The sequence below is a fragment of the Amycolatopsis mongoliensis genome (genome assembly GCF_030285665.1).
GTDB classification, from domain to species: Bacteria; Actinomycetota; Actinomycetes; order Mycobacteriales; family Pseudonocardiaceae; genus Amycolatopsis; species Amycolatopsis mongoliensis.
Window position 1 is genome coordinate 1,602,304 of record NZ_CP127295.1, and the last position, 14,605, is coordinate 1,616,908.

Here is a 14,605-nt window from a genome sequence, read left to right on the forward strand (position 1 = left end):
TCGCCTCCACCGCACGCCGGTGACCGCTACCGTACCTTCGGCCCGCTTCGGACCGGCGCGCGCGGTGTTCCCCGGCGCGCCGCACCGTCCGGCGGCGAGAAAATACGGATTATCGTGCAGACCCGTGGTCGACATCGCCGATTCAACGAGCGAACGGCGTCACGGGTACGAGATCCGTCGGAGGGACGGGTGCCGGGGCGGGGGTCCGCCCCGGGGGCTGCCCAGGAGGGCGCCGGAGTGTGATGGGGACCACACAGGTACGGGCCAGGGCGGTGCGCCCTGGCCCGTCGTCACCTGTATTCCGGCCGTGTCAGGATCGAGGAGAAGCCGCGGGGACGGGTCAGCTGACCAGGCCGCGACGGAAGCCGTGCGCCACGGCCTGCGCGCGGTCGCGCACGCCGAGCTTGCGGAACAGCCGCCGGGCGTGGGTCTTGACCGTGTCCTCGGACAGGTACAGCTCGCGGCCGATCTGGCCGTTGCTCTTGCCCTGGCTCATCCCACGGAGCACCTGAAGCTCGCGCTCGGTCAGCTGGACGCCCGGGTCGGACGGCTGACGGGGCGCGGGCACCGAGGTGCTCGCCAGGGTGTGCGCCAGTGCGGCGACCAGCTCCGGCCGGGACGCGTCCCAGCGGAGGTAGCCACGGGCACCGCCGGCGATCGCGGCGGCGATGCTGCCCGCGTCGTCCGGGGCGCCGAAGACGATGACGTTCGCCTGGGGGTTCGCGGAGACGAGCCGTCGAGTGGCTTCGACACCTGTCGGAACCGCGCGTTGCGTTCCGACCAGCACGACATCGACGGGCTGACGGGAGTACCGGGCCAGCAGCTCGTCACCGTGCGCTACGCAGTCGATGCGACTGACCCCAGGGACCGCGGACATCACTCGGGTGAGCCCTTCACGGACACTGCGTCGGTCGTCGCAGATCAAGACCGTCGTCACGGGGTTTCCTTCCTGCAGCCGGGTGACATTCCACTTCCCCTATCGGACGCTTTAGCCCGAACCTTGACACGATCCGGTGGCTTTTTTTGAAGTTTCTTAGCCCGGATGCCGGAACACCCCATTCCGACGGCTCAACCACCCGGGACGGGGACCCATGGTGATTCGCCCGCGATCCTCCTCCCGCAAGGATCTGCGCTTCGTAACACTGCGTGCAACACCTCTGCCACTCTGAATCGATACTCCTCGGCGTGTCCTGGGCGCAGATCGGCCATGACGAGGGCAGCCGGCCACAAAAGTGAAAGCAGTTCGCATTTCTCGGCCGTCGCCATTGCGTTTCCGACAAGAGCGTCCGAAATCTCCCGGTGATCGGGAGCCCCGGCGGCCCGCAGGGCCACGGCCAGCACGATCCCGGATTTCACCGCGTGCCGCCGCGCACCGCGCGCCCGGGCCGTTTCGAATGCGCGCTCGGCGTGCGGGACGGCGGCGGCGCCCTGACCTGCGGCGAGCTCGATCTCGGCGCCGACCCAGCCGCCGCGGACGCGGGTTCGCCACCGAGCGTCCTCCTCGCCGGCCCGGGCCGCGAGCCTGCGGGCGGCCCGGAGCCGCCCGAGGGCGAGGTTGTCGGCGGCCAGGCCGAGGAGGGCGTCGGCCCTGGCGCCTGCGGCGTCGAGGCCGTCGGGGTCGGGATCGCCGCCGTCGAGGTGGGCCGCCTTCGCGAAGGCCTCGCCGTCGAGGGCCCGAGCTTCGCGGTGACCTCCCAGCTGCCGCCGGTGCGCGGCGAGGGTGCTGGCGGCCAGGGAAGCGAGGAGTGGGTCGGTCCCGGCCCTGAGAACCTCCAGGAGAGCCGCGGCGGCGGCGTAGCGCCCCTGGGCGCCGAGGACGATCGCAGCGAGCAGCCGCGCCCTGGGGGTGCCGGCGCCGCGCGTGACGGCGGGATCGGGCAGCGGGTCGCTCCCGAACGCGGCGGCCCGGAGGGCGGGTTCGTGCACCCGTCCTTTCTAGCGGGTCCCACCGACAGAATCATGATCGAACCCGGCGGCGCGCGGGATCGGCTCAGCGGCGCCCGCCGACCAGGACGTGCTCGATCCGGTCCGCGGCTCCCGGCAGGTCGGTCAGCAGCTCCACCTTGTCCGGCAACCCCGCCGGGTCCCACCCCGGCCCGCACGCGAACAGCCGGCTCCGCTGCCGCCCTCGCGAGACCCGCGCGAACAACCGCGTGTCCGCCACCCCGCGCCGGTGCGCCCACAGCACGACGGCCGCCGGCGCGCTCCGGCGCACCGCCACCGCCAAGACCTCCGCCGGCAGCGGCACCCCGAACAGCTGGGCCCCGATCCGCCGGCCGGCCAGCGAGGCCGCCAGCGCGTACATCGGCATCGAGTCGCGCTCCTCCGGGACGCACCCCAGCAGCACCGGGCGCGTGTTGCGCGGCTCGTCGAGCACCGGGGTCGCGCGGACCAGCGCCGCGAACACGCACTCCGCCAGCAGGTACTCGACCTCCGCGCCCGCACTCGCGCCGCGCCAGCGGGCGCCCAGCGCCGACAGCACCGGCTCGATCACGCCGGCCCACGCCGGGAGCACGCCGAGCTCGCCGATCGTGTCCGCGAGCATGCGCTGGACCGCGCCGACGTCCATCGCGAGCGCCGCCGTGCTCAGGCGGCGGGCCAGGCGGGAGCGGACCTCGAGGCCGTCGTCGGCGACACCGGCCCCGGGCGGTTCCTCGGGCTCCTCCGGCTGGGGCGGGCCCGACCGCGGCATCTGCTCGAGGGCGTAGCGCGCGGCCTCGGCCGTCGACGCGCCGCTCAGCAACGCGCGCTGCATCAGTTCGAGCCGGCCGATGTCGGAGCTGCCGTAGCGGCGGTGCCGGCCGTCGGTGTGCCGGCTGGGGCCGAGCCCGTAGCGGCGGTCCCAGGTTCGGAGGGTGGACGGGGCGACCCCGAGCCGGCGGGCGACCGAGGCCACCGGCAGGGTGGGTTCTTCGGTGCCCGACCCAGCTCCCACGAGGCTCAATATCCAGGCACTCAGCGGAGTCGGCAACCGGAGGCGAAACCCCTGCTCACACATCCGGGGGATGCCTAACGGCTGAATCGAACCGAATCGCTTGAACAACTATTGGCGCGCTTCTAACGTTACCGCCGTTGCACCGAATGGAGTATCGGCACCACAGCAGAGCAGCTAGCGGCATCGACCGATTGACGGAGGCGGTCAGGATGGCAGACACGCGCAGGCTCCCAGGACCCAACGCCGACATGTGGGACTGGCAGCTCGAAGGGTCGTGCCGGGGGATGGACAGCGCGTCCTTCTTTCACCCGGACGGCGAGCGCGGCCCGGCGCGGGCACGGCGGGAGGCCAGGGCTAAGGCGGTCTGCCTGAGCTGCCCCGTCCTGGAGATGTGCCGCAGTCACGCACTGGCGGTGCACGAGCCCTACGGGATCTGGGGCGGGCTTTCGGAGTCCGAACGCGAGCACCTCATCAAGTCCGACAAACGCGCGCTCAGCATGTCCGGCGGCTGAGCGGCCACAGACATCGGAGGGCGGCACCGGGTGGGGTGCCGCCCTCCGTGCTTTCGGACGCGGAACGGGGCGGCACCCCTTGAGGGATGCCGCCCCGCTTCGTGGGAAAACGCGTCAGTGCGAGTGGCCGTGGCCCGCCGCGGCGGGCTCCTCCTCGACCGGCTTCTCGACCACGGAGGACTCCGTGGTCAGCACCAGCCGGGCGATGGAGGCGGCGTTCGCCACCGCGGACCGGGTCACCTTGACCGGGTCGACGATGCCGGCGGCCAGCAGGTCGGTGAGCTCGCCGGTGGCGGCGTTGAAGCCCTGCCCCCAGCTCTGCTCGCGCACCTTGTTGACGATGACCGCGCCCTCGTGGCCCGCGTTGGTCGCGATCCAGAACAGCGGGGCGGACAGCGCGTCGCGCACGATCTTGACGCCGGTGGCCTCGTCACCTTCGAGGCCGAGGCCGCCGTCGAGCTCCTTGACCGCGTGCACCAGCGCGGAACCGCCACCGGGCAGGATGCCCTCCTCGACGGCCGCCTTGGTCGAAGCCACGGCGTCCTCGATGCGGTGCTTGCGCTCGTTCAGCTCGGTCTCGGTGGCCGCGCCGACCTTGATGACCGCGACGCCGCCGCCGAGCTTCGCGAGCCGCTCCTGCAGCTTCTCGCGGTCCCAGTCGGAGTCGGTCGTCTCGATCTCCTTGCGGATCTGCGCGACCCGGCCGGCGATGGCGTCCTTCGTGCCGGCGCCGTCGACGATCGTGGTGTCGTCCTTGGTGACGACGATCCGGCGGGCCTTGCCCAGCGCGCCGAGGTCGACGTCGGCCAGCTTGCGGCCGATCTCCGCGGAGATGACCTCGCCGCCGGTGACGATCGCGAGGTCGTCCAGGAACGCCTTGCGGCGGTCACCGAAGAACGGCGCCTTGACCGCGACCGCGGTGATCGTCTTGCGCAGCGAGTTCACCACGAGGGTGGACAGCGCTTCGCCGTCGACGTCCTCGGCGATGATGAGCAGCGGCTTCTTGGCCTCGACGACCTTCTCGAGCACCGGCAGCAGCTCGGCCAGCGACGAGACCTTCTCGCGGACGAGCAGGATGTAGGCGTCCTCGAGGATCGCCTTCTGCTCTTCCGGGTTGGTCGCGAAGTGCGCCGAGAGGAAGCCCTTGTCGAACTGGACACCCTCGGTGATCACCAGCTCGGTCGCCAGGGTCGACGACTCCTCGATGGTGATGACGCCGTCTTCGCCGACCTTCTCGACGGCTTCACCGAGCAGGGCGCCGATGTTGGCGTCACGCGAGGTGACGGTGCCGACCTGGGCGATGTTCTCGCGGCCCTTGACCGGGGTGGCCTTGGCCTTGAGGACCTCGATGACCTTCTCCGCGGCGGCCTCGATGCCGCGGCCGATCGAGGTCGGGTTGGCGCCGGCCGCGACGTTGCGCAGGCCGACCTTCACCAGCGACTGCGCGAGCACGGTCGCGGTCGTGGTGCCGTCACCGGCGACGTCGTTGGTCTTGGTGGCGACGCTCTTGGCGAGCTGGGCACCGAGGTTCTCGAAGGGGTCGTCGAGCTCGATCTCCCGGGCGACGGTCACGCCGTCGAGGGTGATGGTCGGGCCGCCGAACTTCTTGTCGAGCACGACGTGGCGACCGCGCGGGCCGAGGGTGACCTTGACCGCGTCGGCGAGCTTGTTCACCCCGCGCTCGAGCGCGCGACGAGCGTCCTCGTCGAAACTGATCTGCTTGGGCATAGCGTGTTCCGCTTACCTTTCGGTGGGTCCAGAACGCAAGAACGCCCCGCTCCCCGGCTTGTGCGGGGCCCGGGGCGTCATGCGCTGCGAGCGGACGTCAGTTGATGACGGCCAGCACGTCGCGGGCGGACAGGATGAGGTAGTCCTCACCGTTGTACTTGACCTCGGTGCCGCCGTACTTGGAGTAGATGACGACGTCGCCGACGTTCACGTCCAGCGGGACGCGGTTGCCCTTGTCGTCGATCCGGCCCGGGCCCACGGCCAGAACCTTGCCCTCCTGGGGCTTCTCCTTGGCGGTGTCGGGGATGACGAGGCCGGAAGCGGTCGTCTCCTCGGCCTCGCTCGTCTGGACAACGATCTTGTCCTCGAGCGGCTTGATGTTCACGCTCACCGGGTTGACCTCCACGGTCGTCGAAAGCGTTGGCAGGATGTGGTTACGGCTCTACCACCCCCGCCGTCGCGGGTGCCGGGGCTGTCGGGCCGTGCGATTAGCACTCTAGCCACGGGAGTGCCAGCCGTGCAACCAGGGTCCACCCGAAGGTTCACGTCCCTCGCTCTTCGGCAGGTCGGACGCGACTCTTACCCCCGGCGTGAGTTTCTGGTTAGGTTCTCACCGTCTGGCACCTGAACCCTGGGGGTTTATGCCCATGTCGTCCCGTTCCCTCCCGAGATCCGCGGCACTCCTCGCCGCCGTCACACTCGTGAGCGGTCTTGCCGCCGCTCCCGCCCAAGCCGCCACCACCAGCCAACGGCAACAAGACTTCGCCGCCGCCGCGACCGAGTTCGGCGTCCCGGAGAACGTCCTGCTCGGCGTCTCCTACCTGGAGTCCCGGTGGGACTCCAACGCCGGGACGCCCAGCACGTCCGCCGGCTACGGCCCGATGCACCTCACCGACCTGCGCGAAGCCGGTGTCGCCGGCAGTCACCACGACGAAGGCAGCGAGGACCCGCGCGGCGACGACGCCCGCCCCGCGCTGCACCCGCAGGCCGGGCCCGCCGCTCCGCCGCAGGGGCTGCAGACCGTCGACGAGGCCGCGCAGCTCACCGGCCAGAACGCCGAGACCCTCCGCACCGACTCCACCGAGAACATCCGGGGCGGGGCCGCCCTGCTCGCGAAGTACCACGCCGGGCAGACCGGCTGGTACGACGCCGTCGCGCGGTACAGCGGGTCCACCGGCGATGCCGCGCGGACCTTCGCCGACGAGGTCTTCGAGACGATCAAGAGCGGCATGACCCGCACCACCGACGACGGCCAGCAGGTCACCCTCGCCGCGTCGCCCGATCTGAAGACCCCGGAGCACGCGCAGAACCCGGCGGGTGTCGAGTGCCCGCGGACCGTCACCTGCGAGTCCGTCCCGGCTCCCTACCAGGAACTGCCGAACGACGACTACGGCAACCACGACCTCGCCAACCGGCCGGTCAGCCAGAAGATCGACCACATCGTCATCCACGACACCGAGGGCTACTGGGACAGCGTCCTCAAGCTCGCCCAGGACCCGACGTACGTGAGCTGGCACTACACCATCCGCTCCAGCGACGGCCTGATCGCGCAGCACGTGCCGACCAAGGACGTCGCCTGGCACGCCGGCAACTGGTACGTCAACGCGAAGTCCATCGGCATCGAGCACGAGGGCTTCGCCGCCAAGGGCACCTGGTACACCGAAGCGATGTACCGCTCGAGCGCGAAGCTCGTCGGCTACCTCGCGCGCAAGTACGGCATCCCGCTCGACCGGGCGCACATCATCGGCCACGACAACGTGCCGGGCACGGTCCCGTCGACCATCGCGGGCATGCACTGGGACCCGGGCCCCTACTGGGACTGGTCGCACTACTTCGACCTGCTGGGCGCGCCGCTCGGCGGGTTCGGGCTGCCCGGCTCGTCGCTCGTGACCATCGACCCGGACTTCGCGAAGAACCAGCCGATCTTCACCGGCTGCGACACCGCCGGGACCCCTTGCGCGGCACGGGGTTCCGAGGCCGTGGTGCTGCACTCGGAACCGAATGACGCCGCTCCCCTGCTGAAGGACGCCGGCCTGCACCCGGACGGCTCGCCGTCCACGATGGCCGTCTCCGACGTCGGCAGCCGGGCCGCGACCGGGCAGCAGTACGCCGTCGCCGACGTCCGCGGCGACTGGACGGCGATCTGGTACCTCGGGCAGAAGGGCTGGTTCCACAACCCGCGCAACGCCCGGGTCGCGAAGCCCGCGATCGGCTGGGTCGTGACGCCGAAGCCCGGCCTCGCGACGGTGCCGGTGTACGGCCGCGCCTACCCCGAGCCCGAGGCCTACCCGGCGAACGTGACCGTGCAGGCCATCACGCCGCTGCCGTACACGCTGGCCGCCGGGCAGAAGTACTCCTCGGCCGGGACGGTCGGCTCGGAGTACTACTCGGCGACCACGTTCGACGTGGCCGACCACGTGGTCGTCAAGGGCAAGCTGAAGTACGTGCAGATCCAGTTCGGGCACCGGATCGCGTTCGTCAAGGCGGACGACGTCCGGATCGCCCCGGCGTTCTAGACCGGTCCGGCGGGGGTCGCGCTCACGCGTCGAGCGCGACCTTCGCCCCGGCCGCCTGCTCGGTGTTGCGGCGCGTCTTCGCCCAGCCGTTGCGGCCGCGCACCAAGCGGAACAGCGCGCGCCACGACGTCACGTAGAACGTGTAGATGTACGCGGCGTACGCGAAACCCATCCCGATCCCCCGCAGGATGTTCTTGCTGCGCAGGCACTTCAGCTGGTAGATCGGCCCCCAGACGAGGAACGGCAGCAGCCCGAACGAGCCGTAGATGGCGAAGAGGATCCACGCGCCGCCGGTGAACCACGTCCACATCTGCGCCGGGTCGCCCGCGGTGCTCGCCACCAGCAGGATGAACGGGATCGGGTACAGCAGCGAGCCGAGCAGCTGCAGCCACGGCTGGGCCAGGTAGTACATCATCTCCGCGGCGCCGAGCGTGCTGACGTGCGGCGAATCCCAGATCCGCCGCAGGTAGCGGGCGCACTGCATGGTGCCCTGGCCCCAGCGTGTGCGCTGCACCAGGAAGCGCCGCAGGCTGTACAGACCTTCCTGCGCCACATGGGAATCCGGCGTGAACCCGGTGCGCCAGCCCTCGGTCAGCAGGTGGACGCCGAGCTCGAAGTCCTCCAGCAGGGAGCCGCGCCAAGGCTCTTCATCCGGGCCGGCGATCGAGTCGAGCGCGGTGAGCCGGGTGAACTGGCCGTTGCCGCCCATGGAGATCGTGCCGGTGAAACCGCGGGACGTCTGGATCGCCGCGATCGCCGTGCGGAACTCCAGGTCCTGCAGCTGCGCGAGCTTCAGGCCGAACCAGCGCCCCACGGAGTTGCGGGACGGCGGCGGCGTCTCGACGTTGCTCATCCGGACGTCCAGCTGGACGGCGCCGATCTCCGCGTCGCCGAAGAGGTGGTCCGCCGCGCAGACCTCCAGGCAGTTCGGGGCCGGGCGGCCGTCGGCGTCGACCACCACCACGACCACGTCGTCGCGGGTCGCCTCCGGGCCCATCCAGTCGTTCAGGGCCCGGTAGGCGGCGTTGAGGGCGTCGCCCTTGCCGGTGCGGGCTTCGGGCCTCACCCGCGGCACGAGGTGCAGGTACGGGTCGTAGCCGCCGTGGCGCCGCCACAGCATCCGGACGACCCGCGCGGTGCGGTCGTCGGAGTCGTCGTCGACGACCCAGACGTGCGCCTTGCGGAACGTCGTGCGCAGGTAGCGGATGGTCTCGCGGATGACGGACTCTTCGTCGCGGCACGGCACGAAGAAGTGCCACGTGAAGTCCGCCGGGTCACCGACCGGGCCGGGTTTGCGGCGCAGGTACGGCACGACGATGACGACGACGTACACCAGGAACGCCACGCTCATCGTCAGCGCGAACGCCTGGGTGATCGCCAGCAGGACCTTGACGCTCATGCCTTCTTCTTCCGCGTCGCGAGCCAGACGTACAGGACGAGCGAGACGGCGCCGCCGAACACGCTGACCATCGAGCCGAGCAGCGTGTGGCCCCAGTAGTAGCCCTCGTCGGTGCCGAACCAGTGGACGAGCCCGACGATCGTGAGAATGCGCAGCTGGTTCACCAGCACGACGACGAGCGCGGAAATTCCGAGCGAAAAGAACAACCGGCGCGCATTCGCGGGCCGGAAGTACAGCATGACCATCGTCACAACGAGCAGCGGAAGCAAAAGGAACGCCGAAGAACATTCCGGCGTCATTCTCAACCCGAATGGAGCAGCACCGCTCAACCCAAAGTAAACGGACTCGCGATCGGGCGCGACATAAACACCCGATGTAGTGATGACGTCGAGGATGGCGCCGGCGAGGCGCACTTCCAGTTCGCGGTAGAACCGCTCGGCCAGCACGACCGCGGCTCCCGCGGCGGCCAGCACGCCGAGCGCGATGACCAGCGGAAACCGTGCCATGCCTGAGTTCGGAGCGCTCGCTACGGCCACGACGATCCTCTCGGTGCGGATTCTTCGATCAAGCTGCGGACCCCGGGCGAGCGTAAGTCATGACCACCCCGCCGTTCCACCCGGAGGTGTGGTTTGGGCGACCATTCGGCAGAATCGGCGGCGAACTTGCTAGGCCGACCGGGTGATGTCATGACGACCAGCGGAAACGACGTCACGGAATACCCGATCCGGTGATTCGGGAAATTTGGTGTGCTATTCGGGCCGCTCTTCGCGATAGTCGATTCGCGTGCCGAGTCGAGGCAAGCCGGTCGATCCGCGCCGCCGTCACGCGAACTCCAGGGAAACCCAGCGAATTCGGAGGACCAGTTGATGAAAAGCTCCCTCGCGCGCCGCGGCGGCCTGCTCGCCGCGGTCGTGGCGAGCTTCGTGCTCGCCGGCGCGGCGCCCGCTTCGGCCGCGCCCGGCGACGGCTCCGCGTACGGCGTGAACGTCGACGTGACCCTGCTCGGCCAGCCGGCCGTCCAGGCGGGTCCGCTCGCGGCCGCGAACACCGCGGGCCCGACGAGCAACAGCACGGCGAAGGTGAACCTGACGGGGATCCTGACCACCGGCGTGATCAACACCGAGGCCAAGCGGGACGACAACTCCGGCGCGGTGACGGCGAAGGCGAGCACGGCCGACGTCGGCCTGCCGCTGCTCAAGGCCCTCGGGAAGGTCGGCGTCAAGGCCGTCGAGGCGGTCTGCACGGCGACCCAGGAAGGCGTCAAGGGCAGCACCACGCTGGTCGGCGCGGACCTCGGGAGCGCGGGCGACGTCGACTCGAACCCGGCGCCGAACACCCAGGTCAAGGTCGGGCTCGCCGGCATCAACATCGCGACGGTCATCCTCAACGAGCAGATCAAGAACAAGGACGGCAGCCTCACGGTCAACGCCCTCCACGTGAAACTGCTCGGCGGGGTCGTCGGCGGGCTCGGCTCGGGTGACGTCATCGTGTCGTCGGCGACCTGCGGCCCGGCCGCGCCGCCGATGCCGCTGGCGTCCGGCGCGGGCCTGTGGATCGGGCTCGGCCTGCTCGGCGCCGTCGCGCTGCCGGTCGGGACGCGCATCTACCGCCGTCGCTCCGCGCAGGTCTGAGCGAGGCCCGGATGTACAAGATGCCGGGTGCGGGCGTCGGCGTGGCCGGTGGCGGGGTGGGCACCCTCGCCGCCACCGGGGCCGACGTCGGGTGGTGGCTGGCCGTCGGCGTGCTCCTGGTCCTGCTCGGGACCGTCGCGCTGATCGCCGTCCACCGCCGCAACCGCCGCCTCTCCCGGGCGCGGAGCTGAGAGAAGGGCCGTCGGCGTGCGCCCCTCGCACGCCGGCGGCCCACGGCGGAAATTTCTTGCACACTGGACGATGTGGAAAAGGGGCACCGCGGGGTGGACGTGATGTTGCTGGCCGGGACGCGGCCGGAAGCGCTGAAACTCGCGCCGCTGGCACTGGCGCTGGACGCGCACCCGGCACTGCGGCCGATCCTGGTCCACAGCGGGCAGCACGCGGGCATGGTCGAGCAGGCACTGGCGCCGTTCGGCCTGGTCGCGGACGCGTGGCTGGACGTGCCGCCGCGCGTCACCGGCGGCCAGGCGGAGCTCGTCGCGGGCCTGCTGCCCGCGCTCGACGACGTGCTGCGCCGGTTCTCCCCGGCCGCGCTGGTCGTCCAGGGCGACACCACGACGACGCTGGCCGGCGCGCTGGCCGCGTTCTGGCTGGGCATCCCGGTGGTGCACCTCGAAGCCGGGCTGCGCACGCACGACCTCACGGCGCCGTTCCCGGAGGAGGGCGCCCGGCAGATGGTGTCCCGGCTGGCGGCGCTGCACCTGGCGCCGACCCTCGGCGCGGCGGCGGAGTTGCGGGCGGAAGGCGTTGCGCGGCAACGCATCGCGGTCACCGGCAACACGGTCGTCGACGCGGTGCTGGAGATCGCGGCGCGCGACCTGCCGGCCCGCGACACGGCGCTGGCGCTGCTGGAGATGGAGATCGCGGAGGCGGGCGAGCGGCTGGTGCTCGTGACGTCGCACCGGCGCGAGTCGTGGGGCGAGCCGCTGGAGCGGACGCTGGCCGCGGTGCAGCTGATCGTGGCCGAGCACCCGGACGTGCAGGTGCTGTTCCCGGCACACCCGAACCCGCAGGTCCGCGACCAGGTGGAGGCGGCGTTGGGCGGCCTGCCGCGGGTGACGGTGACCGACCCGCTGGAGTACCCGGACCTGGTCCGCGCGCTGCGGCTGGCGTCGCTGGTGCTGACGGATTCGGGCGGTATCCAGGAGGAGGCCCCGACGTTCGGCACGCCGGTGCTGGTCCTGCGCGACGTCACCGAGCGGGTGGAGGTCGTGGAGGCGGGGTGCGCGTGGCTGGTGGGCACGGACACCGAGCGGATCGCGGACACGGCGGCGCGGTTGCTGAGCGGTTCGCTGCAGCCGGCCCAGGTCGGAAACCCTTACGGCGAAGGGAATGCGGCCGTGCTGGCCGTCGCGGCGATCGAGGAAATGCTCGGGGTGGGGTCCCCGGCCCACAAGCACGCCGCGGCTTCCTGAGGCCGGCCGCAACGACGTGAATGACTCATTCCTGTCGTCTGGTGACAGGAATGAGTCATTCACGTCACCAGGGCGGGCTAGAGCGAGACCACGTTCACCGGCAGGGCCGGGTTGGCGCTGAAGTCCAGCGGAGCCGTCGGGCGCTTGGCCGCCACCACGTGCGCTCCCAGCGCCGCGATCATCGCGCCGTTGTCCGTGCACAGCCGCGGCCGCGGCACCCGCAGCTCGATCCCCGCCGCCTCGCACCGCTCCGCCGCCAACGCGGACAGCCGCGAGTTCGCCGCCACGCCACCCGAAATCACGATGGTGCCGATCCCCTGCTCCTTGGCCGCGCGGATCGCCTTCATGGTCAGCACGTCCGCGACCGCCTCCTGGAACGACGCCGCGACGTCGTCCACCGGGATCTCCTCGCCCCGGCGAGCCGCGCCTTCGACCCAGCGCGCCACCGACGTCTTCAAGCCGGAAAACGAGAAGTCGTTCTTCGCGTCGCGTGGACCCGTCATGCCGCGGGGGAACGCGATCGCCGCCGGGTTGCCGTTCTTCGCCGCCTTGTCGATCGGCGGGCCGCCCGGGTACGGCAGGCCGAGCACGCGCGCCACCTTGTCGTACGCCTCGCCGGCCGCGTCGTCCACAGTGGACCCCAGCTCGGTGATCTCCGACGCGATGTCGTCGACGCGCAGCAGCTGCGTGTGCCCGCCCGAAACCAGCAGCGCGAGACACGGCGCCGGCAGCGGCCCGTGCTGCAGCGTGTCCACCGCGATGTGCCCGGCCAGGTGGTTGACGCCGTAGAGCGGCACGTCCAGCGCCGTCGCGTACGCCTTCGCCGCGGAGACGCCGACGAGCAGCGCACCCGCGAGGCCCGGCCCGGCCGTCACGGCGATCGCGTCCACATCGGACAGCGAAAGCCCGGCTTTCTCGAACGCGCGCACAGTCGTCGGGACCATCGCTTCGAGGTGGGCCCGGCTGGCGACCTCGGGTACCACCCCGCCGAAGCGGGCGTGCTGCTCGACGCTCGAGGCGACCTCGTCGGCGAGCAGCTCGACCGTGCCGTCGTCGTGCAGGCGGACCAGGCCGACGCCGGTCTCGTCGCACGAGCTCTCGATGCCCATGATGATGCGTGACATCAGCCTGCCACCTCGTCTCGCGTCCGCGCCGGGCGGACCATCGTGTAGGCGTCGGCGCCGGAGGGCTGGTAGTAGCGCTTCCGGATGCCGAGCCGTTCGAAGCCGTGGCTCTCGTACAGCGCGAGAGCCGACTCGTTGTCGGTGCGGACCTCGAGGAACACCGGCGCCTCGAACTCGTCGGCCCGGACGAGCAGGGCGCGCAGCAGCGCCTTGCCGATGCCCTGGCGCTGGTGCTCGGGCGCGACGCCGATGGTGTGCACGGTCGCCTCGTACTCGCCGCGGCGGCGCCCGACGACGGCCAGCCCGGCGTACCCGAGCAGTTCGTCGCTTTCGTCCGGCCGGGCGGCGAGGTAGAAGTTGCCCGCGTCCAGCTCGGAGTGGAAGGCGCGGGAGCTCCACGGGTCGTCGCCGGGGAAGAGGATCTGCTCGATCTCGACGCACCGGGCGATGTCCCGGCGGCGCAGCGGCCCGAGTCTCACGGCGCGGTCACCCGTTTCGGCGCGGCAGGCTCGGCGGCGTCGGGACGGCGCAGGTACAGGGGCGTCAGCGGCGCGGGCGTTTCCTTCGCCAGCAACGCACTCCGAGCGGCCTCCACCAGCCCGGCGGGCGACGGGAAGCGCGGCTCGATCGGCCGGACGTCGAGCGCGGCGGCGTACAGCACCGCACCGTCGCCGGCCGCGACCTTGATGTCCGTCTCCAGCTCGGCCGGGCGCCGGACGTGCGGGCCGTCGGTGCGGTTCCCGGCGGCGTCGTAGGCGGCCCAGTAGACCTCGCGGCGGCGGGCGTCGGTGAGGACGAGGAAAGCGCTGTCGCCCGCGGCGACGTCGGCGGCCAGCGCGTCGAGGCTGCAGACCGGGTACACCGGCAGGCCGAGCGCGTGCCCGAGGGCGGCGGCGGTGGCCATCCCGGCGCGCAGGCCGGTGAAGGGGCCGGGACCGACGCCGACGACGATCGCGTCGAGGTCCTTCAGGGACACTCCGGCGGTTTCGGCGGCGGCCAGCGCGTGCGGCATGATCAGCTCGCCGTGGGCGCGGGGGTCGACCGTGACGCGGTCGCCGCGCGTCTCGACCCCGTCGCCGTCCAGCGTGACCACACCCGCGGTGACCGCCGGGGTCGAGGTATCGATCGCCAGTACCAACACGGTAAGCAAGCCTACGACCAGGGTCTTCGGCCGCTTGCTGCAGGGGACTGATCCGCACGGGCCAGCGCCGTTTGTCACCGAGCCGACCGCAGCCACGGCGGAAAACCTCGCCTCGCGCTGATCGGTTGCGGAACGTGTCCGCCTACTTTTCGGCCGACTTGGTAACGTGCCAAGGGCGTCCGA

Annotated in this window: 15 protein-coding genes; 5 read left to right on the forward strand and 10 right to left on the reverse strand. The window is 71.2% G+C overall.

The features are described 5' to 3' along the window. Positions 1-340: 340 nt before the first annotated feature. The 3 genes from QRX60_RS07520 to QRX60_RS07530 form a co-directional block, all read right to left on the reverse strand. Positions 341-937, reverse strand: coding sequence for a response regulator transcription factor (locus QRX60_RS07520; RefSeq protein WP_003073605.1), 597 nt, complete (start codon positions 935-937; stop codon positions 341-343). 131 nt (positions 938-1,068) lie between these two features. Continuing rightward, positions 1,069-1,926: a hypothetical protein gene (locus QRX60_RS07525; protein WP_286000077.1), complete on the reverse strand. Its 858-nt coding sequence runs from the start codon at positions 1,924-1,926 to the stop codon at positions 1,069-1,071. Positions 1,927-1,990: 64 nt separating this feature from the next. Continuing rightward, on the reverse strand, positions 1,991-2,935 hold the full coding sequence (locus QRX60_RS07530; protein WP_286000078.1) for a MerR family transcriptional regulator: 945 nt from the start codon (positions 2,933-2,935) through the stop codon (positions 1,991-1,993). A 209-nt stretch (positions 2,936-3,144) separates the two neighbouring features. Between QRX60_RS07530 and QRX60_RS07535 the strand changes: the two genes are divergently transcribed. Further along, the gene (locus QRX60_RS07535) at positions 3,145-3,447 is read left to right on the forward strand and encodes a WhiB family transcriptional regulator (protein ID WP_043792619.1); all 303 of its coding nucleotides are present in this window, start codon (positions 3,145-3,147) and stop codon (positions 3,445-3,447) included. Positions 3,448-3,561: 114 nt separating this feature from the next. Here the strand turns inward: QRX60_RS07535 and groL are convergent, their stop codons facing one another. Further along, positions 3,562-5,175 (reverse strand): chaperonin GroEL, encoded by a 1,614-nt coding sequence (gene groL, locus QRX60_RS07540; protein ID WP_286000079.1) that lies wholly within the window; start codon positions 5,173-5,175, stop codon positions 3,562-3,564. A gap of 97 nt (positions 5,176-5,272) precedes the next feature. Then, positions 5,273-5,566, reverse strand: coding sequence for a co-chaperone GroES (gene groES / locus QRX60_RS07545; RefSeq protein ID WP_004559922.1), 294 nt, complete (start codon positions 5,564-5,566; stop codon positions 5,273-5,275). Positions 5,567-5,816: 250 nt separating this feature from the next. Here groES and QRX60_RS07550 point away from each other — a divergent pair, with 250 nt between their 5' ends. After that, positions 5,817-7,691: an N-acetylmuramoyl-L-alanine amidase gene (locus tag QRX60_RS07550; protein ID WP_286000080.1), complete on the forward strand. Its 1,875-nt coding sequence runs from the start codon at positions 5,817-5,819 to the stop codon at positions 7,689-7,691. Between the two features lie 22 nt (positions 7,692-7,713). On the opposite strand, the gene QRX60_RS07555 is transcribed toward QRX60_RS07550, so the two are convergent. Continuing rightward, on the reverse strand, positions 7,714-9,090 hold the full coding sequence (locus tag QRX60_RS07555; RefSeq protein WP_286000081.1) for a glycosyltransferase family 2 protein: 1,377 nt from the start codon (positions 9,088-9,090) through the stop codon (positions 7,714-7,716). Beyond that, on the reverse strand, positions 9,087-9,596 hold the full coding sequence (xrtP, locus tag QRX60_RS07560; protein ID WP_286003525.1) for an exosortase P: 510 nt from the start codon (positions 9,594-9,596) through the stop codon (positions 9,087-9,089). Before xrtP ends, QRX60_RS07555 begins: the two co-directional genes overlap by 4 nt. A 360-nt stretch (positions 9,597-9,956) precedes the next feature. Between xrtP and QRX60_RS07565 the strand changes: the two genes are divergently transcribed. The 3 genes from QRX60_RS07565 (at position 9,957) to wecB (ending at position 12,157) form a co-directional block, all read left to right on the forward strand. After that, entirely contained in the window at positions 9,957-10,721 is a 765-nt protein-coding gene (locus QRX60_RS07565; RefSeq protein ID WP_286000082.1) for a choice-of-anchor P family protein, read from the forward strand. Between the two features lie 11 nt (positions 10,722-10,732). Then, complete coding sequence (locus QRX60_RS07570; protein WP_286000083.1) at positions 10,733-10,912, forward strand: LPXTG cell wall anchor domain-containing protein; 180 nt, start codon at positions 10,733-10,735, stop codon at positions 10,910-10,912. A 93-nt stretch (positions 10,913-11,005) separates the two neighbouring features. Continuing rightward, positions 11,006-12,157, forward strand: coding sequence for a non-hydrolyzing UDP-N-acetylglucosamine 2-epimerase (wecB, locus tag QRX60_RS07575; RefSeq protein ID WP_286003526.1), 1,152 nt, complete (start codon positions 11,006-11,008; stop codon positions 12,155-12,157). A 77-nt stretch (positions 12,158-12,234) separates the two neighbouring features. Here wecB and tsaD read toward each other — a convergent pair whose 3' ends face one another. The 3 genes from tsaD to tsaB are packed head-to-tail and all read right to left on the reverse strand — an operon-like array spanning position 12,235 to position 14,422. Next, positions 12,235-13,281 (reverse strand): tRNA (adenosine(37)-N6)-threonylcarbamoyltransferase complex transferase subunit TsaD, encoded by a 1,047-nt coding sequence (tsaD, locus tag QRX60_RS07580; RefSeq protein WP_286000084.1) that lies wholly within the window; start codon positions 13,279-13,281, stop codon positions 12,235-12,237. Further along, positions 13,281-13,760 (reverse strand): ribosomal protein S18-alanine N-acetyltransferase, encoded by a 480-nt coding sequence (gene rimI / locus QRX60_RS07585; RefSeq protein ID WP_286000085.1) that lies wholly within the window; start codon positions 13,758-13,760, stop codon positions 13,281-13,283. The genes tsaD and rimI overlap by 1 nt, the downstream gene beginning before the upstream one ends. After that, complete coding sequence (gene tsaB / locus QRX60_RS07590; RefSeq protein WP_286000086.1) at positions 13,757-14,422, reverse strand: tRNA (adenosine(37)-N6)-threonylcarbamoyltransferase complex dimerization subunit type 1 TsaB; 666 nt, start codon at positions 14,420-14,422, stop codon at positions 13,757-13,759. The genes rimI and tsaB overlap by 4 nt, the downstream gene beginning before the upstream one ends. Positions 14,423-14,605: the final 183 nt, after the last annotated feature.